General features: G+C 64.2%; 19 protein-coding genes. 9 read left to right on the forward strand and 10 right to left on the reverse strand.

Annotation, left to right across the window (positions count from 1 at the left end):
- Positions 1-14: 14 nt before the first annotated feature.
- The 3 genes from BX591_RS08060 to BX591_RS08070 all read left to right on the forward strand — a co-directional run bounded on the left by BX591_RS08060 (position 15) and on the right by BX591_RS08070 (position 6,639).
- The gene (locus tag BX591_RS08060; protein ID WP_111930130.1) at positions 15-4,271 is read left to right on the forward strand and encodes a bifunctional nitrate reductase/sulfite reductase flavoprotein subunit alpha; all 4,257 of its coding nucleotides are present in this window, start codon (positions 15-17) and stop codon (positions 4,269-4,271) included.
- A 224-nt stretch (positions 4,272-4,495) separates the two neighbouring features.
- Positions 4,496-5,863, forward strand: a complete 1,368-nt coding sequence (locus BX591_RS08065; RefSeq protein WP_111930131.1) for an MFS transporter — start codon at positions 4,496-4,498, stop codon at positions 5,861-5,863.
- Between the two features lie 95 nt (positions 5,864-5,958).
- Positions 5,959-6,639 (forward strand): type IV pili methyl-accepting chemotaxis transducer N-terminal domain-containing protein, encoded by a 681-nt coding sequence (locus BX591_RS08070; RefSeq protein WP_111930132.1) that lies wholly within the window; start codon positions 5,959-5,961, stop codon positions 6,637-6,639.
- A 77-nt stretch (positions 6,640-6,716) separates the two neighbouring features.
- Here the strand turns inward: BX591_RS08070 and BX591_RS08075 are convergent, their stop codons facing one another.
- Complete coding sequence (locus tag BX591_RS08075; RefSeq protein ID WP_111930133.1) at positions 6,717-7,643, reverse strand: LysR family transcriptional regulator; 927 nt, start codon at positions 7,641-7,643, stop codon at positions 6,717-6,719.
- Between the two features lie 155 nt (positions 7,644-7,798).
- Between BX591_RS08075 and BX591_RS08080 the strand changes: the two genes are divergently transcribed.
- Complete coding sequence (locus BX591_RS08080; RefSeq protein ID WP_420849355.1) at positions 7,799-8,806, forward strand: zinc-dependent alcohol dehydrogenase family protein; 1,008 nt, start codon at positions 7,799-7,801, stop codon at positions 8,804-8,806.
- Between the two features lie 84 nt (positions 8,807-8,890).
- Here BX591_RS08080 and BX591_RS08085 read toward each other — a convergent pair whose 3' ends face one another.
- From BX591_RS08085 to BX591_RS08095, 3 genes are all read right to left on the reverse strand, one after another.
- Entirely contained in the window at positions 8,891-9,811 is a 921-nt protein-coding gene (locus tag BX591_RS08085; protein WP_111930135.1) for a nucleotidyl transferase AbiEii/AbiGii toxin family protein, read from the reverse strand.
- Positions 9,789-10,847, reverse strand: a complete 1,059-nt coding sequence (locus BX591_RS08090; RefSeq protein ID WP_111930136.1) for a type IV toxin-antitoxin system AbiEi family antitoxin — start codon at positions 10,845-10,847, stop codon at positions 9,789-9,791. Before BX591_RS08090 ends, BX591_RS08085 begins: the two co-directional genes overlap by 23 nt.
- A 175-nt stretch (positions 10,848-11,022) precedes the next feature.
- On the reverse strand, positions 11,023-12,198 hold the full coding sequence (locus tag BX591_RS08095; RefSeq protein WP_111930137.1) for a porin: 1,176 nt from the start codon (positions 12,196-12,198) through the stop codon (positions 11,023-11,025).
- 284 nt (positions 12,199-12,482) lie between these two features.
- Between BX591_RS08095 and aldA the strand changes: the two genes are divergently transcribed.
- The 4 genes from aldA to BX591_RS08115 all read left to right on the forward strand — a co-directional run bounded on the left by aldA (position 12,483) and on the right by BX591_RS08115 (position 18,361).
- Positions 12,483-13,919, forward strand: a complete 1,437-nt coding sequence (gene aldA / locus BX591_RS08100; protein WP_111930138.1) for an aldehyde dehydrogenase — start codon at positions 12,483-12,485, stop codon at positions 13,917-13,919.
- Between the two features lie 133 nt (positions 13,920-14,052).
- A complete protein-coding gene (locus BX591_RS08105; protein ID WP_111930139.1) occupies positions 14,053-15,375 on the forward strand; it encodes an MFS transporter in 1,323 nt (440 codons plus the stop codon).
- A complete protein-coding gene (locus tag BX591_RS08110) occupies positions 15,376-16,593 on the forward strand; it encodes a mandelate racemase/muconate lactonizing enzyme family protein (protein ID WP_111930140.1) in 1,218 nt (405 codons plus the stop codon). It begins immediately after the preceding gene.
- 106 nt (positions 16,594-16,699) lie between these two features.
- A complete protein-coding gene (locus BX591_RS08115) occupies positions 16,700-18,361 on the forward strand; it encodes a GMC family oxidoreductase (RefSeq protein ID WP_111930141.1) in 1,662 nt (553 codons plus the stop codon).
- A 113-nt stretch (positions 18,362-18,474) separates the two neighbouring features.
- Here the strand turns inward: BX591_RS08115 and BX591_RS08120 are convergent, their stop codons facing one another.
- The 3 genes from BX591_RS08120 to tam all read right to left on the reverse strand — a co-directional run bounded on the left by BX591_RS08120 (position 18,475) and on the right by tam (position 21,165).
- Entirely contained in the window at positions 18,475-19,410 is a 936-nt protein-coding gene (locus BX591_RS08120) for a LysR substrate-binding domain-containing protein (protein ID WP_111930142.1), read from the reverse strand.
- A 391-nt stretch (positions 19,411-19,801) separates the two neighbouring features.
- Entirely contained in the window at positions 19,802-20,167 is a 366-nt protein-coding gene (locus BX591_RS08130; RefSeq protein ID WP_111930282.1) for a hypothetical protein, read from the reverse strand.
- A gap of 221 nt (positions 20,168-20,388) precedes the next feature.
- Entirely contained in the window at positions 20,389-21,165 is a 777-nt protein-coding gene (gene tam, locus BX591_RS08135) for a trans-aconitate 2-methyltransferase (RefSeq protein ID WP_111930143.1), read from the reverse strand.
- Between the two features lie 173 nt (positions 21,166-21,338).
- Here tam and BX591_RS08140 point away from each other — a divergent pair, with 173 nt between their 5' ends.
- Positions 21,339-22,235: a LysR family transcriptional regulator gene (locus BX591_RS08140; RefSeq protein ID WP_111930144.1), complete on the forward strand. Its 897-nt coding sequence runs from the start codon at positions 21,339-21,341 to the stop codon at positions 22,233-22,235.
- Positions 22,236-22,259: 24 nt separating this feature from the next.
- On the opposite strand, the gene BX591_RS08145 is transcribed toward BX591_RS08140, so the two are convergent.
- The 3 genes from BX591_RS08145 to BX591_RS08155 all read right to left on the reverse strand — a co-directional run bounded on the left by BX591_RS08145 (position 22,260) and on the right by BX591_RS08155 (position 25,862).
- Positions 22,260-22,907: a GntR family transcriptional regulator gene (locus BX591_RS08145; RefSeq protein WP_111930145.1), complete on the reverse strand. Its 648-nt coding sequence runs from the start codon at positions 22,905-22,907 to the stop codon at positions 22,260-22,262.
- A 190-nt stretch (positions 22,908-23,097) separates the two neighbouring features.
- Entirely contained in the window at positions 23,098-24,456 is a 1,359-nt protein-coding gene (locus BX591_RS08150; RefSeq protein WP_111930146.1) for an aspartate aminotransferase family protein, read from the reverse strand.
- Between the two features lie 56 nt (positions 24,457-24,512).
- Complete coding sequence (locus BX591_RS08155) at positions 24,513-25,862, reverse strand: glutamine synthetase family protein (RefSeq protein ID WP_111930147.1); 1,350 nt, start codon at positions 25,860-25,862, stop codon at positions 24,513-24,515.
- Position 25,863 lies beyond the last annotated feature (1 nt).

Consider the following 25,863-nt stretch of genomic DNA (forward strand, 5'->3'; position numbering starts at 1 on the left):
CTACGTAGCCCGCCATGTCCTCCGCTAACGTCAAAACGGTGTGCCCCTACTGCGGCGTCGGCTGCGGCATGGTGCTGCACGTCGAGGACGGGCAGGTCGTGAAGATTTCCGGCGACAAGGAACATCCGGCCAACTTCGGCCGGCTCTGCACGAAGGGGCAATCGGCGCACGTCGCGCTGCGCAAATCGGGGCGTCTGGAAGGCGCATTCGTGCGTCACGCACGCGACCAGGACCCCGTGCCGCTGCCGATGGCACAGGCAATCAGCAGCACGGCGGCGCGCCTGCGCGGCCTGCTCGACCAGCATGGACCGGACGCGCTGTCGTTCTACGTGTCCGGGCAGATGTCGATCGAAGCGCAGTACCTCGTCAATAAACTCGCCAAGGGTTTCGTCGGCACCAACAATATCGAATCGAACTCGCGCCTGTGCATGGCGAGCGCGGGCAGCGGCTACAAATTGTCGCTCGGCGCGGACGGCCCGCCGGGCTCGTACGACGACTTCGATCACGCCGACGTATTCTTCGTGATCGGCGCGAATATGGCCGACTGTCACCCGATTCTGTTCCTGCGGATGATGGACCGAGTGAAGGCCGGCGCCAGACTGATCGTGGTCGATCCGCGCCGCAACACGACCGCCGACAAAGCCGATCTGTTCATGCAGATCAAGCCGGGCACCGACCTCGCGCTGCTCAACGGTCTGCTGCATCTGCTGCACGAAAACGGCCAGACGGATGCCGCCTTTATCGCCGAGGCCACCGAGGGCTGGGACGCAATGCCCGCGTTTCTGGCGGATTACACGCCTGACAACGTCGCGCGAATCACCGGCTTGCCTGCCGAAGACATTCGCCGCGCGGCGCAGATGATCGGCACGGCAAAAGAGTGGATCAGTTGCTGGACCATGGGCCTCAATCAGAGCACGCACGGCACGTGGCATACCAACGCGATCTGCAACCTGCATCTGGCGACCGGCAAGATCTGCCGCCGCGGCAGCGGGCCGTTTTCGCTGACCGGCCAGCCGAATGCGATGGGCGGCCGCGAAATGGGCTACATGGGCCCGGGTTTGCCGGGACAGCGGTCGGTGCTGGTGGACCAGGACCGCGCGTTCATCGAAGCGCTTTGGGCAATTCCGCCGGGCACCTTGAAGACCGAAGTCGGCAACGGCACGATCGACATGTTCGCGCGCATGGCCACGGGCGAGATCAAGGCCTGCTGGATCATCTGCACCAATCCGGTGGCGAGCGTCGCGAACCGGCAGAACGCGATTGCCGGTTTGCGCGCCGCGGAACTGGTGATTTCGCAGGACGCGTTTCTCGACACCGAGACGAATCGCTACGCCGACGTGCTGCTGCCCGGCGCGTTATGGGCCGAAGCGGAAGGCGTGATGATCAACTCGGAGCGCAATCTCACGCTGATGCAGAAGGGCATCGAGCCGCCGGGCGCGGCGTTGCCGGACTGGCAGATCATCGCGCGGGTGGCGTGTGAAATGGGTTTTGCCGAGGCGTTCAGCTACGAGAGCGCCGAACAGGTCTTCGCGGAGATCACGCGGGCGTCGAATCCGAAAACCGGTTACGACCTGCGCGGCGCGAGCCATCGGCGCCTGAAGGACACGCCGTTGCAATGGCCGCTGGCGGCGCACGAGTCGAGCGGGCGCAATCCCGTGCGTTACCTCAACGACGGCGTCAGCCAGCCGTTGAAGGCGTGGCCGGACGGCAGCCATCCCCGGTTGGTGTTCCCGACCGCGAGTGGACGCGCGATGTTTTTCGCGCGCGGCTATGCGGCGCCGGCGGAATTGCCTGACCGTGAATTTCCGATCGTGCTGAACACCGGCCGTTTGCAGCATCAATGGCACACCATGACCAAGACCGGCAAGGTCGCGATGCTCAACAAGCTGAACCCGGGGCCGTTCGTCGAGATTCATCCCGAAGATGCCGCCACGCTCGGCATCAAGGCGAAAGACCCGGTGGAGATTCGTTCGCGGCGCGGCCGTACGGTGTTGCCGGCGGTCGTGACCGAGCGCGTCAGCGCGGGCCACTGTTTCGCGCCGATGCACTGGAACGACGTGTTCGGCGATGACCTGTGCATCAACGCCGTAACGAGCGACGCCATCGATCCGGTTTCGCAGCAACCCGAACTCAAGTTTTGTGCAGTCGCGCTGAGTCCGGTGCGCGTGGCGCCTGTCGAGTCGCTGGTGAATGACGACGCGCTCGAGTTAGTCGACGCGTCTACGTCAGCGCCTGCGTCTGCGTCCGCGCTGGCGATTGGCTCGACCGCCACGTCAATGGATGTTGCAACGGCCAGTGCCGAGGATCTCTCCATGCCGTCTATCGAAGCACTCACCCGTGCGTTGCAATTGCCGCCAACGCCTGCGCCGTCGTTCACCGATGCCGAGCGGACTTATCTGGCGGGTTTCGTGAGCGGCCTGCACTCGGCGCGCGAGCAGGGCATGAGTGGTGACAGCGGCGCTGTGCCGGTCTTGCCGTTTAGCGCGCCGTTCGATGCAACGAAGCGTCTGTACGTGGACGGTTTGCTCGCGGGGCTATTTAGCCGCAGCGCGGTGCCGACCTCGCCGGCGGCCGCGCCCACCTCGCCCGTTCATCTGCCGCAAGAAGCGGCGCAATCGTCCGGCGTGCGGATCGCGCGCGCACGGCCCAAGGTCACGCTGCTGTGGGCCTCGCAAACCGGCAATACCGAATCGCTCACCGAGCGCTACGCCACGCGTCTGATGGAGTCGGGGTTCGAAATCCGTACCTCGTGCATGGCGGATTACGACGTGTCGGCGCTGGCCAAAGCGCAATACGTGCTGCTGATGACCAGCACGTTCGGCGACGGCGATCCACCCGACAACGCGCAAGGTCTGTGGGCGCAATTGAGTGCGCCCGCCGCGCCTCGTCTGGACGGCGTGCGCTTCGCGGTGCTCGCGCTCGGCGACCGCAACTACGATCAGTTCTGCGGCCACGGTCGCCGTCTCGACGAGCAACTCGCGGACAAAGGCGCACGGCGATTGATGGACCGGGTCGATTGCGATAGCGACTATCAGCCGGGCGCCGACGCGTGGCTCGAACGCATCATCGTGCGCATCAAGGAAGAAGATGCCGCCCTGCACGCGGTGCCGCCGGGCGGCATGATCAACGCGGTGATCCCGGGCGCGGTGCCGAGTAAAACCCGGCCGGCCGCTTCGCGGCTCGTGACGAATCTGCGTCTGAACAGGCAGGGTGCGGCGAAAGACACGCGCTACTTCTCGCTCAGCACGAACGAGTCCGGCCTCGAATACGAAGCGGGCGACGCCCTGGGCGTCTGGCCGAGCAATTGCCCGGAACTGGTCGACGAATTGATCGGCCTCAGCGGCGCGCACGCCGATGCGTTGGTGCAGGTGGCGGGCGCGGGCGAGATGCGACTGGCCGACGCACTCGGCCGGCACTACGAGATTGCGCGGCCGAATCTGGATGCGCTCGCGCTGATCGCCGCGCGCAGCGGCAACGGCAGGGGCGCATTGCGCGATCTGCTGGCGCCCGAGCGCAAGGCCGACCTCAAGCAGTGGTTGTGGGGGCAACAACTGGCCGACGTGCTGCACGAGTTTCCGGTGAAGCTTGGCGCCGCCGAATTGACCGGCATGCTCAAACGCCTGCAACCGCGCCTGTATTCGATCGCGTCGAGTCCGAAAGCGCATGCCGGTGAAGTGCATCTGACGGTGTCGGCCGTGCGTTACAGCAATGGCCGGCGTCATCGCAAAGGCGTGTCGTCGACGTTTCTCGCCGATCGCGCCGGCGACGTCGAGGTGCCGGTGTTCGTGCAGAAGTCCGCGCACTTCCGGCCGCCGCACGGCGCTGACACCCCCATGATCATGGTCGGTCCCGGCACCGGCGTCGCACCGTTTCGCGGCTTTCTGCACGAGCGGCGGGCACGGGGCGACACCGGGCGCAACTGGCTGTTCTTCGGCGAGCAACACGCGGCCTCCGATTTTTACTATCGCGACGAGCTCGAAGCCATGCGCGACGACGGTCTGCTCAACCGGCTGGACCTCGCGTTCTCGCGCGACCAGGCGGACAAGATCTATGTGCAGGACCGCATGCGCGAGCAGGGTGCGCAACTGTGGTCGTGGCTCGAGGAAGGTGCGCATTTCTACGTCTGTGGTGACGCCAATCGCATGGCGAAAGATGTGGACGCGGCGTTGAAGGACATCGTCGCACGACACGGCGCCATGAGCGACGAACAGGCGCTCGACTACGTGAGCCGTCTCGCACGCGAAAAACGCTATGCACGCGACGTTTACTAAAGATCGAGACGGTGTGCCAGGCGCGTAGATAGCGACCCGACGAGGTCGCGGTTTCAGGTTTCAAGGAGTACGCAAGCGAGCTTCGAACGACGCACCCGGATGGCATGGAGGTTGCATGTTCAGGCCGGTTTTCAACCTTGTCGATCATTCCGGTGCATGACGAAAAACTTTGCGTCGCACGCTACGGCCGGATAGACGAACAATCAGTTTTATGAGGATGTCTGATGAAAAACGTGATGAGCTCCCTCAAGAGCGGGGACTGGCGCGCGCTGGTGGCGTGCTTCCTCTATTTCGACACCGGCTTCACGGTCTGGGTGCTGTATGGGCCGCTCGCGCCGTTCATCAGCAAAAGCATTGCGATGACGCCTGCGCAGCAAGGGTTCCTGGTGGCCGTGCCGGTGTTGTCGGCGGCGATTCTGCGCGTGACGCTCGGCAATCTGTATCAGTCCGCGCACGGCAAACGCATCGCCCTGATGGGGGTGTTGTTGTCGGCGGTGCCGACGATCGTGCTGCCGCTCATGGCGTCGGTGCCGTCGTACACGCTGCTGCTGGTGCTCGGCGTGTTCCTCGGGGTCGGCGGTGCGAGTTTCGCGGTGGCGCTGCCGATGGCGGGCAGCAACTATCCGCCGAAAGTGCAGGGGCTGGTGTTGGGTCTGGCCGCCGCCGGCAATATCGGCGCGGTGCTCGACGGCTTCCTGTTCCCGCAACTGGCCACGCACTACGGCTGGCAGATGGCTGCCGGCGGCGCGCTGCCCTTGCTGGCGATTGCCGCGATCACGTTGTACTTCTGGGCTAACGACGCGGGCATCAAGACCGGCAGCGTGCTGCGCGCCTTCACGAGTTTCGCGGTCACGCTGGTGGGGCTGATCGTGCTGGTGCTGCTCGTCGAAGCCGGATTGTTCGGCGCGGGCAAGACCGGCGTGCTGCTGTTGCCGGTGATCGGCGCATTGCTGGCCATCGCGGTGCTGCCGAAGCGTTATCGCGCGGTGCTCGCCGAACGGGATACGTGGGCGATCATGCTGGTGTACAGCATCACGTTCGGCGGTTTCGTCGGTATGTCCTCGTATGTGTCGCTGCTGCTGACCAACCTCTATCAACTGTCGAAAATCGACGCCGGCCTGTTCATGGCGCTGCTCGCCGCGACCGGCGCGATGGTGCGCCCGCTCGGCGGCCTGATCGCCGACAAGGTGTCCGGCGTGCGCGCGCTGACTTTCCTGCTGGCGATCATCTCGCTGTGCGACTTCGTGTTCGCCGCCGCGATGCCTGCAATGGTGGGCGGCATCGCCTTGCTGTTGTGTCTGTACGTGGCCTTCGGTCTCGGCAACGGCGCGACCTTTCAACTGGTGCCGCATCGCTGGGCGGGACGCACGGGTTTGATGTCGGGCATTGTCGGCGCGGCGGGCGGGATCGGCGGCTTCTATCTGCCGGTCGTGATGGGCATCGCGAAAGAAAGCACCGGCAGCTATCAGATGGGCTTCGCGACCTTCGGCGCGCTGGCGGCCTGCGCGTTCGTCGCGATCGTCGCGCTGCGCCGTCCGTGGCTGGCGTGGTCGATGGGAACCGGCGTCTTGCACGCGCACGCCACCGAGTGACGCATCGACCCGGCCATATCTGCGCGTTCGTCGCGGCGGTGATACGCAACGAACGCGCAGGCGGCGGGGACTCTCGACATCGTTAAGAAGCGAACATGAGCATTACCGCACACAGGCTTCACGCAATCGCAGCACCCGCCGACACGGACGTCTCCAGCGAGGTGATGAGTTCGCTGATCAACATGGCCGGACGTCAGCGGATGCTGTCGCAGCGCATTGTGTTGAAGGCGATGCTGGCGTGCCAGCAATTCGACGGCGCGCTCGCGATTGCGCGCGACACCTTGCGCACGTTCGCGGACAGTCACGCGGCGCTGGTGCAAGGTCGCGACGGCCTGCCCGGATTATTCTCGCCGGCACTGCGCGACGCGTTTCACGGCAACGGCCAGGTGGCGCGGAAGATCGCCGACTTTATTGCGCTGGCCACGGCGGCGCTCGACGCGATCGGACGCGCCGCGCCGCACTCGGCGGACGCGCTCGCCGCCCTGATCGGCTCGGTCGATCCGTTGCTCGCGCAACTGCATGGCGTCACGGCGGTGTACGAAGAAGAGAGCCGGCGGATTGCGCGAGCGCAGAAGAAGGAACAGCAGAATCTGATCGAGCGGATCAAGGCGATCGCGAAAGAGGCGCATATCGTCTCTTTCAATGGTCAGATCGTCGCGAGCCGCACGGATGTGACGGGACGCGAATTCGCGGTCGTGGCCGGTGTGATGACGTCGATTACGAAGGAACTGGAAGCGGTGGTTAGCGCGTTCGTGAAGAAGACCTCGGGCGGTTGAGGTCTTGCCGTAGCGCGTGAAATCCACCCCGTGTGGGCCGCTTCGCCAGCTTGGCGCATGACGTCCCGCGCGACTCTTCAATTCTTATCGGCAATGCCTTCCGCGAGCACGGCGGGCACGCGCGCCGCAAGTTCGTCGATCACGACGCGCATTCGCGACGGCAAATGGCGCGTCTGCTGCCACGCCAGATGCAGATCGATACGCTGTCCGGGCAACGCCGGCAGCACTTTCACCAGCGCGCCGCTCGCCATGGCGCCGGCGATCAGCCAGCACGGCAGACAGGCGATGCCCGCGCCCGCCACGGTCGCGGCAAGAATCGTTTCGAGATCGTCGAAACGTAGCCGGTGCGGAATCACGATGTTCTGCAAGACCGCGTCGTTATCCGGCAACTGCCATGCCGCTTCACGCCGCCCACGCGCATAGAAAATGCCTTGATGGCGCTGCAGGTCCGCGACCGTATGCGGCGTGCCGTGTTGCGCCAGATAGGCGGGCGCCGCGCAGAGCGCCATGATCTGTTCGCCGAGCCGGCGCGCCACCAGTCCCGCCGGCGCACGGTTCAACGGACCGCCGCGCACCACCAGGTCGATACCTTCCTCGACCAGATCCATCACGCGGTCGGTGAAACTGATCTGCAACTCGAGCTTCGGATATCGCTGCGCCAGTTCGAGCAGAATCGGCGCGACGCAACGTCGCCCGAACAGCACCGGCATGCTGACATGCAACCGTCCTTGCGGGTCCTGGCGGCCCGCGGTCAAAGTCGCTTCGCCGGCGTCGAGTTCGGCGAGCGCGCGCACGCAGCGTTCGTAAAACGCGTGACCGTCTTCGGTGAGGCTTTGACTGCGCGTGGTGCGGTGAAACAGCCGCGTGCCGAGTTGCTCTTCGAGACGCGCGATGGTCTTGCCCACCGCCGAACGCGACAGATGCATGCGCTCGGCGGCGAGCGCGAAGCTGCCGGCTTCGGCGGCGTTGACGAACGCGGCGATGCCGCTCAGACGGTCTCTCATGGAACACGCTCCCTTGGCTCGATGCCCGACAATAGCGGACTAACTGGTGCCAAAAACGCTACAAACTGGCGATCAGATGCCGTCACTGTAGCGTTTCCCGGCGATTTAGACTCTTCTCATCGAAAACAGCCAAGGCAGGAGCCGAAATGCAAACGATGGGTCAATGGGTTTTACGGGAAGCCGGTGCGCACAATCTGCGTCTGGAAGACAAGCCGATGCCGACGCCCGGCGCCGGCGAAATCGTGGTGCGGGTCGCGGCGGTGTCGCTGAACTATCGCGACTTGTGGTTTATCGCCGACGAGCAGACGGACACGTCGACTACGCTGCCGGCCACGCCCGGTTCCGACATGGCCGGCACGGTGGTCGCGACCGGGGCGGGCGTGACGCGCTTCAGCGAGGGCGACGACGTGCTAGGCACGTTCTGGGCCGGGTGGATCGACGGTGAATGTCCGCCCGATGCGGGTGTGCTCGGTGGCTCGTTGCCGGGCGTGCTGGCGCACTACGTGGTGTTGCACGAATCCTGGGCCGTGCGTGCGCCGCGCACGTTGAGCGCGCTCGAAGCCAGCACGCTGCCGTGCGCCGGCCTGACTGCGTGGTTCGCGCTGGTGGAGAAGGGCGCGCTCCACGCGGGGCAGACGGTGGTGATGCAAGGCACCGGCGGGGTCGCGTTGTTCGGCGTGCAACTGGCGCGTGCGCACGGCGCGCAGGTGATCGCCACCACGAGTAGCGCCGCCAAGCTGCAGCGCGTGCTGGCGCTGGGCGTGACGCATGGCATCGACCGTAACGCGACGCCCGACTGGGCGCACGTCGCGCGTGAGCTGACCGGCGGGCGCGGCGTCGATCATGTGTTCGAACTGGCGGGCGGCGACAACCTCGGCGCGTCGTTGCGCGCGTTGCGGCAAGGCGGCCGTATTTCGCTGATCGGCACGCTGGACGGCTACAGCATGTCGCTGCCGAGCATTCCGAGTTTCCTCGGACGGCCGACGATCCAGGGCATCGGCGTCGGTCATCGGCGCGCGCTTGAAGATCTGGTGCGCGCGGTCGATACGCTCGAACTCAAGCCGGTGGTCGATACGGTCTACGCGTTCGACCAGTTGCCGGCGGCGCTCGCGCATCTCGAGCGGGGCGCGTTCGGGAAAGTAGTGGTGAAAGTCGGCGATTGAGGCCGGGGTGGTGGGTGCGCGGTTGAAAGCGTTCGCGCCGCGTCGTCGCGCGCGGATGCTCGCGGTGCCGGCTGTTCCGGCTGTTTAGCCAGCGCCGCGAAAACCGTCCCGAAACGCGTTGAATAAAGACTCGCTCAGCTCAGGCGTGGGTTCGAAAAGCCTGGCGCTGAGCGCCATCATATGGTCGAGGATGCGCGGATAGTCGGTGCCGAACGCCAGCACCCGCGCGATTAACTCGTGGGTCTGCGCCGAGGCGAGCGCCGCGGTGTCGCGCCCGAGCAGCGCCGCGCCCGCCAGTTCCAGTTGATGTCCATAACGCTCGACGAGTTCGTACTGCTCGTCGTACAGCCGTGCCTGATTGCCTGCCGCGGCGTAGTTGCCGAGCAGGAACAGCAGGTCCGCCGCATCTTTTCTGTCGGTGGCGTGACGGTCGTGCCACGCGACGATTTTCAGCATGGCCTGACCCGGCAGCGAGGCTACGGGAACCACGAGGTCCGCGGCGAGCCGCACGGCGACGGCGTCGCCCAGCGCCTCCGCGAAACCGGCCACGTTCATTCGTACCGCGTGATCGGGCGGCCACGCGATTTCGCTCGCCGCCGCCGCCGCTGTCGCTTTCGCTGCCGGGCCCGCATGAGCCGCCTGACTCGCTATGCCGCCGAACGGCACGATATCCAGCCACATCAACTCGCCGCTGCCGGGCGCCCGGTAATAGAGCCGATGCGCCTCGTTGCGCTGCTCGAACGCGCCGCTTGCGATCAAGGCGGCCTTGAGCTCGGCATGACCGGTCCAACTTTCCACGTCGACGCCGATATCGATGTCGGCGGTGGCGCGCGTCGCGGCGATGCCGTGCACGTGGGTCAGCACGATGTCGCGGGCACTCGCGCCGCCCACGAACCAATCGATCTGTGTTGCGTGTGCCGTGGCCGCGACATGCCGCAACAGGTCGACCGCGATCGCGGGTAGCGGCCGGTCGCCGCGCGGATCAAGCGGCAAGGTATTGCTCACGGAGCATCCGGGCGGTGTCGAGGTTGCGGGAGTCGCCGGTGGCGACCAGATCGGCGTAAATCAGCGCGGGATGCACGACCGACGGCGCCACCTTCGGCAGGCTGGCCGCTTGCCATGCATCGATCGCGCCGGACAGCGGGAGCGGGGCGCTCAGCAGTTCCACGTCGCCGTTCGGATCGAGTCGCAGGCGGGCGTCGATCAGCCATTTGCGCGGCATGTCGTGCTGACAATACAGCGTCACGGTGGCCGGTTTGAGGTAGCCGGTGAGCAGTGCGGCGGCCACTTCGCCGCCGAACCGGCACTGCTCGCTGCGCGGATCGATGCCGCGCCACCATGCCGGGTCTTCGGCCCGGTAACGGTTCACCAGCAGTTGATTGCGCAGCCGGGAGGGGTACAGGGCGGCCCATTCGTCGAGCAGGCGGCCGCTATCGGCCAGCACGTGACTGTCTTTGCGCTGGACGATATCGCCCCGCTCGAACAGGTCGCGAAAGGTGGACTGCGCGGTGCCGAGGCTGACCCCCGCCCGTTGCGCGATGACGCGTTGGCCCGCATTGACGAGTTCGCGCTCGCACAGCAGGGCGAGCACGACCTTCATGCCCTTGGCGGTCCACGCGCGGTCTTTGGTGCGGCTCGCGAGTCCGGTGCGTTTTTCGCCGGAAATCATGATCAGGTTGCCGTCGGCGTGCAGGACGGCGTTGCCGGATGTGTCCAGCGCGTCCAGTCCCAATTCGCGGCAATGCCGAAGCATGGCCGACGACAGATGCGGCGCCACCACCACGAAGGGCTGGTCCGCGCGAAGGTGCGCGGTGGCCCTGATGGCGGCCAGCGTGGCGAAACGGTCGACGTTCTCGGCCAGCAGCACCGGCCGGGACCAGCTCTTGCCCGGCGTGATGCGGAATTCGATTTTCGCCGAGTAATGCGTGCGAGCCGGCGGCCGCAGGATTCTGGCGGTCACGCCGCTCGCGGCGGTGAAGGCCTCGGCGGCGGCCTGGACTGTCGGGTCGGGCACGAACGGCTGCGCGGATGGGCGTGGCATGGTCCACCTCTGTTCAATTTTTGCGAGTGTATACGTAACGTGAACAGCTTGCAAAAGTTGAACGTGCGTGCCGCGTTGCCGTCGTGTTCAAAAAAAGTCGATGTATACGGAACGTGAACATCGAAAAAACCTGAACACGGCGGGGCATTGCAGCGCCCCGCCGGCTCACATCGCGTTAGAACTTATGCCGTAACGCGACCCGCACGGCCACCTGGGTGCCCGTCGACGACGGCGCCTGCACGCCCGGAATGAATGCGTCGTCGAGAATCGAGCTGGTCGAGCTGCCGGCCACCTTCTGATATTCACCCTGCACGTAGACGTCCGTGCGTCGGGAGAGGTTGTAATCCGCCATCAGGCCGACCGAGTGAATCTTCGGCTTCACGCTGCCCGACGACGCGTCGTAGTTCTCCATCGTGTAAACATACTGCGCGCCGACGAAGAACGCCGGCGTGAACTGGTATTTGCCGTTCACTTCGAAGTTCTGGTACTTCAGCGTGTTCAGCGTGACGCCGGCCGCGGCCAGCGGAATGCCGATATAGCCGTTGCCGGTCGGGTTCTGGTAATTCGAGTTGGTGTACGCGAAACCCGCGGTCGCCGAGCCGAACGTGTAGTTGATGCCGCCGCCGAACACCCGCATGCGGCCGGCGATAAAGCTCGCGTCGTTGGCGGTGATCGCGCCGGTCGCGCCCACGCCGGGGTTGTCCGCCTGCAAATAGGCCGCCGCGATCAGCACGCCGCCGTTCGCATACTGGCCGCCGAAGCTGTACGCGCGATTGTTCGCGAAGTTGGTGTCGTTGCTGAAGCTGTAGACGCCGCCGAACTGGAAGCCCGCGATGTCCGGGCTCGCGTATTTCACGCTATTGCCGAGACGGAACGAGTTGTCGGTGTTGTCGTTGTCGTACGGATGCGCGAACAGATAACCGGCCCAGTTGCCGTTGGCGGTGGTCTGCGCGAGGTAATCGACCACCGAGTCGTACTGACGGCCCAAGGTCACCGTGCCGAAACGGTTATCGCTCAGACCCACGTAGGCCTGGCGGCCGAACATGCGGCCACCCTGGCCCAGCCGCCCGGAGCTCACGTCGAAGCCGTTTTCCAGCTGGAACACCGCCTGCATGCCGCCGCCCAGGTCTTCCGAACCCTTCATGCCCCAACGGCTGCCTTGCGCATAACCGCTGGCCATTTCCCAGACCGCGCCACGTCCGGCGTTGTTGGTGTAGTCGATGCCCTCGTCGAGGACGCCGTACAGGGTCACGCTGCTTTGCGCGAAAGCCGGCGCCGCCGCCAGCGAGGCAAGCGCCGCGAAGCCGGCGAGGGTGGCGGTGGTGGCGGTGGCCAGGCGGTTCTTTTTCATGGTCGAGCTCCAGACGTTGGTAGTGAGCGGCCTTCGGTCCGGACGGCGGGAACGCCGCCCGCAAGGCCGCTGCTTTTTGGCGAAGCCCGGATTCTGCAATTCGGAACGGGGATCGGCGTATAAGGTCGATCCCTGGATAAACATGATTTTTTCGAATGTTTGTCCCGCAAATTATTCGCTTGTGGGTCGACCTGACGAGGAGAAAAATTCCGTTCATGCAACTTAGGCATGAAGGCGATAGCCGGAAGCCATGCGTTTTGCACCACGCCATTCAGGAGACGACCATGCGAATCGAGCGGAATTTTTCTAACGGCCGGTTCAACGAACCCGCCACCGGAGCCGCGAGCGACGAACTCATCGCCGTCCACAACCCGGCCACCGGCGCCGTGATCGCGCACGTCACGGCCGCCACGCCGGCCGAGACTTTGGCCGCGGTCGATGCCGCCGCTGCCGCGCAGAAGAGCTGGCGCAAGCTGCCTTCCGCCGAACGTGGCGCTTACCTGCACAAGCTGGCCGACGCGCTGACCGAATGCGCGCCCGCCATCGGCGCGGCGCTCGCGCTGGAGTCGGGCAAGAGTGTCGCCGACGCCACCAACGAAGCCATCTACGCCGGCCAGATCACCCGCTATCACGCCGAATGGGCGCGCCGCATCGAAGGCGAAGTGATTCCCAGCGATACGCCCGACGAAAACCTGGTGCTGCATCGCGAACCGATTGGCGTGGTGGCTTGCCTGATTCCGTTCAACTACCCGGTCTACACGTTCATGCGCAAGGTGGCGCCCGCGTTGATCGCCGGTAACACGGTGGTGGTGCGCCCCAGTAACAACACGCCGACGTCCGCGTTCGACATCGCGCGAGCCGTCGAGAAGGCCGGCTTGCCCGCCGGCGTCGTGAACATTCTCGCGATGAATCACGCCACCGCCGAAGCGCTCTGCACGCACCCGAAGGTCGGCATGATCACGCTGACCGGCAGCGTCGGCGCGGGCCGCAAGGTGCTCGATTACTGCAAGGCGAACATCGCCAAGCCGTCGCTCGAACTGGGCGGCAAGACGCCGGCGATCATCGAGGCCGACGCCGATCTGGAGAAAGCCGCGCGCGATCTGGTGGCGTCGAAGACCACGCACTGCGGTCAGTTGTGCACGGCGATCGAACGTGTCTACGTGCAGGAAAGCGTGCATGACCGCTTCGTCGCGCTGCTGAAGAAACAGATGAGCGCGGTGGAAAGCGGCGACCGCAGCGAACAGCCCGCGCTGATGGGGCCGCTCGTCAACGAGGCCTCGCGCCAGTCGATTCACGCCATGGTGGAACGCGCGCTCGCGGCCGGCGCCACGCTCGAAACCGGCGGCAAGCTGCCGTCCGGCCCGGGCTTCTTTTATCCGGCCACGTTGCTGACGAATTGCCGTCAGGACATGGAAATCATCCAGGAAGAAACCTTCGGTCCGATCATGCCGGTCGTCAAATACCGCACGCTCGACGAAGCGCTGGAGATGGCCAACGACCACCAGTTCGGTTTGTCGTCGGTGCTGTACACGGAGAACTATCGCGCCGCGATGAAGATCGCCAACCACATCGAAGCGGGCGAACTGTACGTGAACCGCACGCCGGCCGATCCATATCAAGGCTTCCACGCCGGCTGGAAACGCTCGGGCCTGGGCGGCGACGACGGCAAGCACGGCATGCTCGAATTCACGCAGACCCGTCTCGTGGTCATGAAGTACTGAAGCAGAACCGGCGCGCGCCGCACACCGAAAAGCACGGCGCGCGCTTTATCCATCCGCAGTTAAATCCATAAAAAATAGATCTGGAGACCCGGCGGCCGTTCACGCCGGCACGGTGTCTCCGAGGAGCGCTCACGTGTCATCGCAACCCGTTCGTCAAGCCGCCTCGCTCGCATTAAGCGACGCCGAAGCCGCACTGCAAAAGAATAAAACCCAGCGTTATATCCAGCTCATGCTGCTGGTGATCGCCGCCGGCGCGATCTATCCGATTCTGTATCTGCGGCAGGTGTATCAGCCGACGATGCTCGACGTGTTCCACATCACGGATAGCCAGCTGGGTTATCTGTATTCGTCGCTGGGCACGATTTTTCTGGTGAGCTATCTGCCGAGCGGCTGGCTGGCCGACCGTATCGCACCGCGTCTGCTGATCTGCTTTTCGCTGATCGCAACCGGCGTGCTGGGCTTGTGGTATTCGACCGCGCCGTCGTTCCCGATGCTGATGCTGATCTTCGGCGGCTGGGGTTTGTCGACCGGTTTGACGTTCTGGGCCGCCGTCATCAAACGCGTGACGATGATTGCCGGCGCGCAGGAGCAGGGCCGCTTCTTCGGCTTGCTCGACGGTGGCCGCGGCCTGATCGAAGCGATGCTCGCCACCATCGCGATCTCGCTGTTCGCGTGGGTGACGCAGACCAAAGGCGAACCGGTCGCGGCCGGTTTCAAGCTGGTGGTCTACCTGTACGCGTTTCTGTGTATCGCCCTGGGCGTGATCCTGGCGTTGGTCAAAGACCCGCAAGGCGCGGAAGACGCGGCGGCCAATCGCGCCTCGCGTCAACGCAGCAACGTGCTGGTCGATCTGAAAACGCTCGCGAAGATTCCCGAACTCTGGCTGGTCGCGGCGATCGTGTTCTGCGGCTATCAGGTGTTCTGGGCCACGTACAGCTTCTCCGCGTATCTGCACGAAGGCGGGATCGGCCTGAGCGTCGTGATGGCCGGCACGATCACCACGCTCAAATTGTGGATGCGGCCGATCGGCGGCATTGGCGGCGGCTTTCTCGGCGACCGCTACTCGAAGGTGTCGGTGCTGGTGATCGCGCTGTTTCTCGCGGCGCTGTCGCTGCTCGGTTTGATGGCGGCGCCGCGCATTTCGAGCCACGTGCTGCTGGTGTTCCTCGTGCTGTTCATCGGCATTCTGACGTACGCGATTCGCGGCCTCTACTGGTCGCTGCTGGACCGCTGCAATATTCCGGTCACCACGATGGGCCTCGCGATCGGCCTGATCTCCGTGCTCGGTTATTCGCCGGACGTGTTCCTGCCGCTCATCAACGGCTATCTGACGCAGACCTTCCCGGGCGTCTTCGGCTATCAACTGTATTTCGGCTATGTGGCCGCCATGGCGGCGCTCGGTGGCTTCGCCGGGCTCGCGCTGAGAAACATGCTCAACAGAAAAGAGGGTGCGTAAATGAAAGTTGTCTCGCTCGAAACGCATATCGTCGCCGTTCCGCCGCCGCACGTGGGCGGCATGTACTGGATCTTCGTCAAGCTCAAGACCGATTGCGGGATTGAAGGCGTCGGCGAAATCTATTCGGCGACGTTTCACCCGAAGGCGATGACCGCCATCATCGACGATGTATTCGGCCGCTATCTGCTCGACAAGGACCCGCATCATATCGAGCGGCTCTGGCGCGAAGCGTATTCGAGCGGTTTCACACAGCGCCCCGATCTGACGATGATGGGCGTGGTCAGTGGCCTTGAAATGGCGTGCTGGGACATTATCGGCAAGGCGGCCAACAAGCCGGTGTACGAGTTGCTGGGCGGCATGGTGAATCAGCGTCTGCGCTCGTACACGTATCTGTATCCGAAGAACAGCCGAGGCGAATACGACTACGACGATCCCGATCTTGCGGCCGAATGCGCGCTCGAGAACGTGAAGCGCGGCTTCACCGCCGTCAAGTTCGATCCGGCCGGTCCGTACACCGCGTATTCGGGTCATCAACTGTCCATGGAAGTGCTGGACCGTTGCGAGACATTCTGCCGCCGCGTGCGCGAAGCGGTCGGCAGCAAGGCGGATCTGCTGTTCGGCACGCATGGTCAGATGGTGCCGTCGTCGGCCATTCGCCTTGCGAAGCGCCTCGAAAAATACGACCCGTTGTGGTTCGAGGAACCGGTGCCGCCGGGCCAGGAAGGTGCGATGGCGCAAGTCTCGCGGCACACCAGTATTCCGATCGCGGCGGGCGAACGCCTGACCACCAAATACGAGTTTTTCAAGCTGCTCGAAGCGGGCGCGGCGTCGATTCTGCAACTGAACGTGGCGCGCGTGGGCGGCCTGCTCGAAGCGAAGAAAGTCGCGACGCTGGCCGAGGTGTATTACGCGCAGATCGCACCGCATCTGTACAACGGGCCGATCGGCGCGGCGGCCAGTATTCAGCTCGCGACCTGCACGCCGAACTTCCTGATTCAGGAAAGCATCGGCACGTGGGACGGTTTCCATGCGGCGGTGCTGCAGAAGCCGATTCAATGGGAAGACGGCTACATCATTGCCTCGCAGGAACCGGGTCTCGGCGTGGAATTGAACATGGACGTCGTCAGGCAGCACACGCCGTACACCGGCGAGCGTCTGCATCTGCAAATGGCCGCACAGCCCGCCGACGTGAAGGATCTCGCGCCGGCCAAGGGTTGAAGTGGTTGTAAGTGACTGAAGTGATTGAAGTGACTGAAGTGGTTGGGCCCCGGTTGACCGTGGCATCGGTATTCAATGGATTGGGCGCCGTCTGGCGACATAGAGCATGAACTACGATTACATCATCGTCGGCGCGGGTTCGGCGGGCTGCATTCTCGCCAATCGCCTGTCGGCGTCGGGCCAATATTCGGTGCTGCTGCTGGAAGCGGGCGGCAAGGACAGCTCGTTCTGGTTCAAGATTCCGGTGGGTTTCACCAAGACGTATTACAACGAAACCTACAACTGGATGTACTACAGCGAGCCCGAAAAAGAACTCGACAACCGGCCGATCTATTGTCCGCGCGGCAAGGTGCAGGGCGGCTCGGGTTCGATCAACGCGATGATCTACGTGCGCGGCCAGCCGCACGATTTCGACGATTGGGCCGCGGCGGGCAACACCGGCTGGGCGTTTCGCGACGTGCTGCCGTACTTCCGCAAGCTCGAATCGCATCCGCTCGGCAACACGGAATATCACGGCGCGGACGGCCCGATCCGTATTTCGCCGATGAAAGACGACGTGCACCCGATTTGCCACGTGTTCCTGAAAGGCTGCGACCAGGCCGGTTATCGGCGCAGCGACGATTTCAACGGCGCGAACTTCGAAGGCGCGGGCATTTACGACGTGAATACGCGTAACGGTCAGCGTTCGTCGAGCAGCTTCGAGTATCTGCATCCGGTGCTGACCCGCAAGAACCTGACGGTCGAACGCGAGGTGCTGGTGAGCCGCGTGCTATTCGACGGCAATCAGCGCGCGATCGGCGTGAGCGTCACCCAAAACGGCACGGCGCGGCAATTCACGGCGAACCGTGAAGTGATTCTGTCGGCCGGCGCGGTCGATTCGCCGAAACTGCTGCAATTGTCCGGCGTGGGCGACAGCGCGTTGCTCGCAAAGCATCGCATCGCGATGGTCAAGGAACTGCCCGCGGTGGGCCAGAACCTGCAGGACCATCTGTGCGTGAGCTTCTACTACCGCGCGAACATGAAGACGCTGAACGACGAGATGCGGCCGCTGCTCGGCAAGCTGAAACTCGGCCTGCAGTATCTGCTGACGCGCAAGGGGCCGCTCGCGATGAGCGTGAACCAGTCGGGCGGATTCTTCAAAGGTAACGAACAGGAGACGCAGCCGAATCTGCAGCTCTATTTCAATCCGCTGTCGTATCGCATTCCGAAGAGCAACAAGGCGAGTCTCGAACCGGAACCGTATTCGGGTTTCCTGCTGGCTTTCAATCCGTGCCGTCCGACCAGCCGTGGTTCGATCGAGATCGCGTCGAATCGTGCCGAGGATGCCGCGAAGATTCGCATCAACGCACTGACCACGGAAAAGGACATCGACGAGGTGATCCAGGGTTGCGAACTGGTGCGCCAGGTGATGTCGGCACCGGCCCTGAAGGCGATCACGGTCGAGGAAATTTCGCCGGGGCCGCAGGTGAATACCCGCGAAGGCTTCCTGCAGTACTTCCGCGAGCAGTCGGGTTCGATCTATCACCTGTGCGGCTCGTGCGCGATGGGCGACGATCCGCGCACCTCGGTGGTCGATGCGCGTTTGCGCGTGCATGGCATGGCCGGCTTGCGGGTGGTGGATGCGTCGATCTTTCCGAACATCACGTCCGGCAATATCAATGCGCCGACCATGATGGTCGCCGAAAAGGGCGCCGAGATGATTCTCGAAGACGCCGCGCAGGAAGCTGCGCGTCAACCCAAGGCGGCGGAGTTGGCCGCGGCGGCTTGAATGCCGACGGGTTCGAGTTGAGTTCTTCAACGCCATAAAAAACCGCGCCGATACTTTCGTATCGGCGCGGTTTTTTCATGTTCGCTCGCGCGGCACTATCGCTATGGTACGGATCAAAGGGTATCGCCCAGCGGCGCCGACTCCGACGAATCGAGCGCCATGCCGCTCAGCCAGATTTCCTGCTGCAACCAGTCGTGAAACAGCGCCACGTGGGGCAGATCGTCTTGTCCTTGGCGCGTGACGAACCAGTACGACTGGTGCCCATCTACATGCACGTTGAGCACCGGCACGAGCAGGCCTTCCGCGAGTTCGCGGCCGATCATGTGACGGTCGGCGATGGTGACGCCGAGCCCGTCGATCGCTGCGCGGATTGCGTGGTCGAGCAGATCGAATTCGTAGCCGCCGCTGGTGTCGACGTTGTCGATGGCCGCCGCCTTCAGCCAATGCTGCCAGGTGAGATACCGCTGATCGGCGCTGGCGAGCACGTGTAGCAGCGTGAACTGGTTCAGGTCGAGCGCCGTGCGGCCCGCCTGACGCGCGAGCAAACCCGGCGCGCAGACGGCAATGTGCCGCTCGTTCATCAGCAGCCGATTGTCGAAACCTTCCCATTCGCCGTTGCCGAAGCGGATCGCGCAGTCGAGCACGCCCGACTCCGCGAGGTTATCGTCGACGCGAGTCGACAGGCTCAGTTCGAGATGCGGATAGGCGTCACGCAGGCGGCTTAGACGCGGCATGAGCCAGCGGCTCGTGAAGGTGGGCGGCGCATTGATGCGCAGCCGGTTACGGTGGGTTTTATCCTGCAGGCTGCGCACCGTGAGTTCGATGCGATCGAACGAGTGCTGCAGCGCTTGCAGCAGGATCCGTCCGGCGGCGGAGAGTTCCAGATGGTGATGATGGCGTTGCAGCAGCGTCTCACCGAGTTGCGTCTCCAGTTGCCGTACCTGCCGGCTGACCGCGCTTTGGGTAACGTTGAGCAATTCCGCGGCACGGGTGAAGCTGCCCGTACGGCCGGCGACTTCGAAGGCTTTGAGCGCGTTCAGCGCGGGCATTTTGCGTTTCAAGGTATTCGACCGGGTACGTGACACGCGACAGCGCGGTGTCCGGTATTTTAGCCGCCAGCGCGGCCCCCCGTTCAAGCCAGTCGAAGAGCAGGAAAGCCAAAAAACGCCCGAGGGTTGAAGAACGACCGTGGGGCGCGCGCAGCGCCGCCGAAAGAATGACTGCCTTGTCACGAACGCAGAATGCGCGAGAACACGGATTTCAGATGCACCACTACCGTGGCTGCGCGAGGGACCCGCTTATGGGCTGGCGGTGTGAAGCGGCTTTCTCTGCTTGCTCTCTTTGCCGCGGCAAAGCGAGTAAGTGCCGCCCCGCACAGGGGCAACGCCAATAGACCACCAGGAAATCAAGGAAAGGCCAACACCCCACGAAACCAACCCCTTAATCGGCCACCCGCCGATCCCCCAACGCACTCTGACAATCCCCAAAAACCTGCCGAACCAGCCTCGCCTGAGGATCCAACTCATCCGTATCGAGAATTTCCTCAACCGCATCCCGAGCCCAGTCAGCCTCGACAAACCCGGCATGCCGCCTGGCAATCTCAACAGCGGTAGCCGACAACCTGGCAATACTCAGCCAGTCCGCCTCCCGGGACCGCCGGTCGAGCCACTTATGCGCGGCCTGCACATGAAACGCCGCATCGGGCCAATCTTCATTCAGGTAATAAGCGCCAAGACTCCCGCATGTGAGCCAGCACAACAGCTCCAGACGGTCACGTGGACTTAGATGGTGGCGTACATCACTCATGGCGACGCTCGCTGCGGTAATGGGCATGTCAGTGAGAACGGCAACCACCGTCCTCCGCTTTCACTGAACAATATCACGCAGAATTCGCGCGCGGCAATGTCTGACGTACCCTGGCGCACCTTTCCCGGCAGCGCGTCATGCCGGACGCGCCCAAGCGCACGAAACCGGCCGCCGGCGCGCGTTTTCGCCACCCGGGCGACCAGCGCGCAACCCCGCAAAATCTAGCGCGTAGCGACGACAAACAGCCGCGGAAACGGCAGCAACACCGTGCCGTCTTCCAGCGCCGGATACGCCCGCGCGATCTCGTCCCGGTAGCGCTGCAAAAACGCCGGCTCTTCGGCGTCGTCGAGTTGGGCCAGAAACGGCCGCAGCGCGCTCCCCTTGAACCACTCGACCACCGCATCCGCGCCGCCCGTCAGCGGATGGTGGTAGACGGTGCGCCACACGTCGACCCGCGCGCACAGCGGTTTGAGCAGCGAGTAATACCAGGCCGCGCCATGCCGCATGGTGCGTTCGACGCCCGCCAGCTTCGGCGCCCACGGGCCATCCACCGCGATTTCGCGCAGCAGGCGGTGCGCCGGTTCGTCGAGATTGTCCGGCATCTGCACCGCGAGGCTGCCGCCCGCCGCGAGTTTCGTCACCAGCGACGGGAACAGCCGCTCGTGGTCGGGCACCCATTGCAGCACGGCATTGGCGAGAATCAGATCGTACGGTCCCGGCGCGTCCCACGTGGAAATGTCGACCATGTCGAACTGGAATTGCGGCAGGCGTTTGCGCGCGGCCGCGACCATGTCGGCGGAACTGTCCAGGCCGCTGACCGCCGCGCCCGGCAGACGCGCGGCCAGCGCTTCGGTGGAATTGCCGGGCCCGCAGCCGATGTCCACCGCAACCCGCACGTCCGTGGCCGGCACGGCCGCCAGCAGATCCTTGACCGGGCGCGTGCGCTCGTTTTCGAACAGCACGTACTGCTTCGCATACCAATCCGTCGTCGATGTCATGTGACGCTCCTTTTCGTGCGTGGGGATTCGCGTTGTTGGCCGGTGTCGATGGCGGAATAATCCGCTGGTCGCCGGTCCGTGTGGGTATCTTGAACCGATCCGATCCGGCTATTCTCGGCGGCGTCGTACGCAGAGTAAAATGAATTTATCTTCCCGATTCCTTCATTTTTCTAATGAAAATCGACACGCTCGGCGTTCAGGCCTTCGTCGCGATTGCCGATCGCGGCAGCTTTCAAAGCGCGGCCGATTCGCTGCATGTCACGCAAACGGCCATTACGCAGCGTCTACGCAAGCTCGAAACGTTTCTCGGCGTCACGCTGATCGAACGGACCACGCGCTCCATGGCGCTGACGGAAATCGGCCGCGGGTTTCTGCCGCAAGCGCGCCGTCTGCTCGGTGAGCTTGCCGACGCGCTGGTCGAAATTCGCGAAACGGGTGTGGCGCGGCGGGGCGATGTATCGATCGCCTGCGTGCCGACCGTCGGCGTGCAATATTTGCCGCGCATTCTGCAAGCGTATTCCGCCCGGTATCCGCATAACCGCATCAAGATTCTCGATCACGCGTCGTCGGCGGTGGAGGCGGCGGTGCTGCGACGGGAAGTCGAGTTCGGCATCAATATCGCGGGCGATCATCACCCGGATCTGGCGAGCGTGCCGTTGACCGAAGACCGCTACGTGCTGATTTGCCATCAGGCTCATCCGCTCGCGAAACGGCGGCGCCTCGCGTGGCGCCAGTTGCAATCGTATCCGCTGATCTTTGCCGGCGAGGTGAGCGGCAACCGCGCGTTGCTCGACGTTGCGCTGGAGACGAGCGAGTTGGCCTTGCGCTCGTTCTACGAAGTGCAGCGCAGTTCGACCGCGGTGGGGCTGGTCGCCCAAGGGGTGGGCGCCGCCGTGGTGCCGGCGCTGGCGTTGCAGAAGGGCGCTTATCCGACGGTTAGGACCGTCGAGCTCACGCATCCGGTCGTGTCGCGCACGCTGGTTCTCGTCGCGCGTAAAACCGCGCAGTTGTCACCGGCGGCGCAAGCGCTTTACGACATGATTCTCGAACAGGCGACGCTGAAGGTTTGAAGGTTTGATTTGATGGACTCGCCGTTAATCGCACTGTTCGCGCAAACAGATCGCCGCGTGGCTTAAATCGCGTTCGATCGCCCGGCGGACGCCGGCGGCGTCGCGCGCGGTCGCGGCGTTCAGGAGTTCGTCGTGGGCGTCGTTGAGCGTGCCGGCAAAGTGCGCGTCGCCGAACAGCAGATTCGAAATCGGCCCCACCTGTAGCCACACCGTTTCGATCAGATCGAGCAGCAGCGGCGAGCCGGCCGCGCGGTACAGGATCAGGTGGAATGCTTCGTTGGCGTCGAGATAGCATTTGGGGTTCGCGGCGCGTAGCGCGTCGATCATTTGCGCGTTCAGTTGCGCCAGCGTGGCCAGTTCGTGCGAGGTGAGATGCGGCACGCCCAGTTCAGCGGCCTGACCTTCGAGAATCAGGCGCACGCGCAGCACGTCGTCGAATTGCGCCTTGCACAGACGCGGTACCGTGACGCCGCAATTGGGCACGTTGACCAGCGCCGATTCGGCCGCGAGCCGTTGCAGCGCGGCGCGCACCGGCATTTCGCCGACGCCGAGTTCAGCCGCCACGTGACGGATCTTGATGCGCTCGCCCGGCACGAAGCGGCCGATGGTTAGCCATTGGCGTAGCGTGTCATAGGTTTGATCCTGCAGCGTCTGATGAAGCGAAGTTTTCATGGAGCCTGTTGCGCGCGCCGTGGAAAGGGTAAGGAAAAAGGGCGGAAGGTTAGCGTGGTGGGCCGTTGTGCGGTTAGTGCGGTTTGCGTGGTTGGTGCGCTTCCTTTACTTCTCGTGTTTCTTGCGCCTCGTGCGCGAGCCTCGTTGCCCGAGGCTGCGCGACTTCGCAAGAGGGCATATGCAGCCCGTTTCACGTCAATTCGCCCAGGCAGTTATCGAACGCGCCGATCAATCGGTCCACGTCTTGCAACGACGTGTCCGGGCACACCAGAATCATGTTGTGAAACGGCGTAATCAGCACGCCCCGGTTAAGCAGGTATAGATGCACGATCTGCTCCAGTTCGGGGTCGAGTTGCCGTCCGGCTTCGGCGCCGTTGCGCGGCGGCTGCGGCATGAACTGGAATTCGCTGCGCGCGCCTACGCGCGTCACGCACCACGCGAGCCCATGCCGCGTGATCACGTCCCGAAGTCCGCTCTCGATGCGCCCGGCAAGCGCGAACATATGCGCGTAGGCGGCCTCCGTCATCACCTCGGCGAGCGTGGCGCGGATCGCGCTCATGGCCAGCATGTTCGCGGTGAGCGTGGTGCCGATGCCCGAGTGACCCGGCGGCGCCTCGCGCTTGGCGCGCTGCGCGCGTTCCGCGAGCTCCGCGCTGAAGCCGTACACCGCGCACGGAAAACCGCCGCCCACCGGCTTGCCGAGCACGAACAGGTCGGGTTCGAGCCCATGCGCTCGCGTATAGCCGCCCGGTCCGCAACTGATGGTGTGCGTTTCGTCGATCGCGAGCAGCGTGCCGTAGCGCCGCATCAACGCCTGGGCCTGCCGCCAGTAGTCCGGCTCGGGCAGCACCATGCCGATGTTGGTCAGCGCCGGTTCGGCCAGCACGCAGGCGACGTCGCCGTCTTTCAACGCGTGTTCGAGCGCGGCGAGGTCGTTGAATTCGACGACGCGGGTCGCTTCGAGCAGGTCGTGCACCTGGCCGATCAGACTGTCGCGCTGCGCCGGTTTGCCGTCGACCAGGTCGACGAACACGTCGTCCACCGTGCCGTGATAGCAGCCGTTGAAAATGACGATCTGCTTGCGTCCGGTCGCCGCGCGCGCCCAGCGCAGCGCGAAGCGGTTGGCATCGCTCGCGGTCATGGCGAACTGCCAGTAGGGCAGCCCGAAGCGCCGCGCGAGTTCTTCGCCGACCCACGCAGCGTCTTCGCCCGGCAGCATCGTGGTCAAGCCGCGCGCCGCCTGGGTGGCCAGCGCGCGCGCCACGGGCGGCGGCGAATGGCCGAACATCGCGCCGGTGTCGCCGAGGCAGAAGTCGGCGTAGCGATGACCGTCCACGTCCGTGAACGACGCCCCGCGCGCTTCATCCACGTACAGCGAGAAGGGCGTGGACCAGTCGTTCATCCAGTGCAGCGGCACGCCGAACAGTAAATGGCGCGCCGCGCGTTCGGACAACGCGCGCGACTTCGGCATGGCCTCGACGAACGCGTGACGTTCGCGCTGGGCAAGTGCCTGAGCCCGCGCCCAGTTGATGCCGTGACGGGTATTCAAGGGCTGGCTCTCCAATGATGATTTCATGCGTGGCCGGTGTTCTGACGTTCGGAAGTTCAGACGAGCAGTTGCAGATGCTCGCGTTCCCACGCGGTGATACCTTGCGAGAAGGTTTCGAATTCCTTTTCCTTCACCGAGCAATAGGCATGCACGAAACTCTCGCCCAATACGTCGGCGAGTTCGGGGCATTTCATCAGCGCCTTGAGCGCGTCTTCCAGGCCGCGCGGCAATTCGTATTCGAGGTCGTACGCGCTTTCCACCATCGGCGCCGAGGCTTCCTGCTGCTCCACCATGCCGAGGTAGCCGCAGGCGAGGGTGGCGGCCATGGCGAGATACGGGTTCACGTCGACGCCCGGCACGCGGTTCTCGAGTCGCCTGCCGTCGGCATCGGAGTTCGGCACGCGGATGCCGCAGGTGCGGTTGTCGTAGCCCCAGCGCACGTTGATCGGCGCGGCGGTGAAGCGTGACAGGCGCCGGTACGAATTCACGTACGGCGCGAACATCGGCATGGCTTGCGGCATGTACTTCTGCAAGCCGCCGATGTAGTTGAAGAACAGCGGACTCGCCGAGCCGTCCGGCTGCGAAAAGATATTCCGGCCGCTTTCGCGATCGACGATGCTCTGATGAATATGCATCGCGCTACCCGGTTCCTGCTCCATCGGCTTGGCCATGAAGGTGGCGAAAATGCCGTGACGGTACGCGGTTTCACGCACCGCGCGTTTGAACAGGAACACGCGGTCGGCGAGATCGAGCGCGTCGCCGTGCGAAAAGTTGATTTCCATCTGCCCGGCGCCGACTTCATGCACGAGCGTCTCGACGCCGAGCTGCGTCATCTCGCAGAAACGCGACAGATCCTGGAAGAACGGATCGAATTCGTTGACCGCATCGATCGAAAACGACTGGCGGCCGGCCTCGTGGCGGCCGGCGCGACCGAGCGGCGAGCGCAGCGGTTCGTGCGGATTCTTGTTTTGCGCGATCAGGTAGAACTCCATTTCCGGCGCCACCACCGGCCGCCAGCCGCGCGCCTCGTAGCGCTTCAGCACGCGCCGCAACACCGCGCGCGGCGAGATGCCGATCGGCTGGCCGTCGAGTCCGACGCAATCGTGGATCACCACCGCGACCTGTTCGATCGCCCACGGCACGAGCCGCACCGTGTTCGGATCGGGGATGCACACCATGTCGGGATCGCTCGGCCCCACGAAGCGCTCGAAATCCGCGAACTCGCCGTTGACGGTGATCATCAGCAACGCGTTCGACATGTGCATCTTGCCCTGCGCGAGGAACAGGTTCTTCGGCACGATCTTGCCGCGCGCGACGCCCGTCATGTCCGGTATCACGCATTCCACTTCATGGATTCGGTGATGCTCCAGAAATTCGCGCAGATCGTCGCGTAGGTCGCTTGGCAAG

Origin of the sequence: Paraburkholderia bryophila (assembly GCF_003269035.1) — a bacterium.
Lineage (GTDB): Bacteria > Pseudomonadota > Gammaproteobacteria > Burkholderiales > Burkholderiaceae > Paraburkholderia > Paraburkholderia bryophila.

Bases quoted from the DNA above. Each gene is read 5' to 3' on its own strand.
- BX591_RS08060 (WP_111930130.1), top strand. From the start codon at position 15: ATGTCCTCCGCTAACGTCAAAACGGTGTGCCCCTACTGCGGCGTCGGC.
- BX591_RS08065 (WP_111930131.1), top strand. From the start codon at position 4,496: ATGAAAAACGTGATGAGCTCCCTCAAGAGCGGGGACTGGCGCGCGCTG.
- BX591_RS08070 (WP_111930132.1), top strand. From the start codon at position 5,959: ATGAGCATTACCGCACACAGGCTTCACGCAATCGCAGCACCCGCCGAC.
- BX591_RS08075 (WP_111930133.1), bottom strand. From the start codon at position 7,643: ATGAGAGACCGTCTGAGCGGCATCGCCGCGTTCGTCAACGCCGCCGAA.
- BX591_RS08080 (WP_420849355.1), top strand. From the start codon at position 7,799: ATGGGTCAATGGGTTTTACGGGAAGCCGGTGCGCACAATCTGCGTCTG.
- BX591_RS08090 (WP_111930136.1), bottom strand. From the start codon at position 10,847: ATGCCACGCCCATCCGCGCAGCCGTTCGTGCCCGACCCGACAGTCCAG.
- BX591_RS08095 (WP_111930137.1), bottom strand. From the start codon at position 12,198: ATGAAAAAGAACCGCCTGGCCACCGCCACCACCGCCACCCTCGCCGGC.
- aldA (WP_111930138.1), top strand. From the start codon at position 12,483: ATGCGAATCGAGCGGAATTTTTCTAACGGCCGGTTCAACGAACCCGCC.
- BX591_RS08110 (WP_111930140.1), top strand. From the start codon at position 15,376: ATGAAAGTTGTCTCGCTCGAAACGCATATCGTCGCCGTTCCGCCGCCG.
- BX591_RS08115 (WP_111930141.1), top strand. From the start codon at position 16,700: ATGAACTACGATTACATCATCGTCGGCGCGGGTTCGGCGGGCTGCATT.
- BX591_RS08120 (WP_111930142.1), bottom strand. From the start codon at position 19,410: ATGCCCGCGCTGAACGCGCTCAAAGCCTTCGAAGTCGCCGGCCGTACG.
- BX591_RS08130 (WP_111930282.1), bottom strand. From the start codon at position 20,167: ATGAGTGATGTACGCCACCATCTAAGTCCACGTGACCGTCTGGAGCTG.
- tam (WP_111930143.1), bottom strand. From the start codon at position 21,165: ATGACATCGACGACGGATTGGTATGCGAAGCAGTACGTGCTGTTCGAA.
- BX591_RS08140 (WP_111930144.1), top strand. From the start codon at position 21,339: ATGAAAATCGACACGCTCGGCGTTCAGGCCTTCGTCGCGATTGCCGAT.
- BX591_RS08145 (WP_111930145.1), bottom strand. From the start codon at position 22,907: ATGAAAACTTCGCTTCATCAGACGCTGCAGGATCAAACCTATGACACG.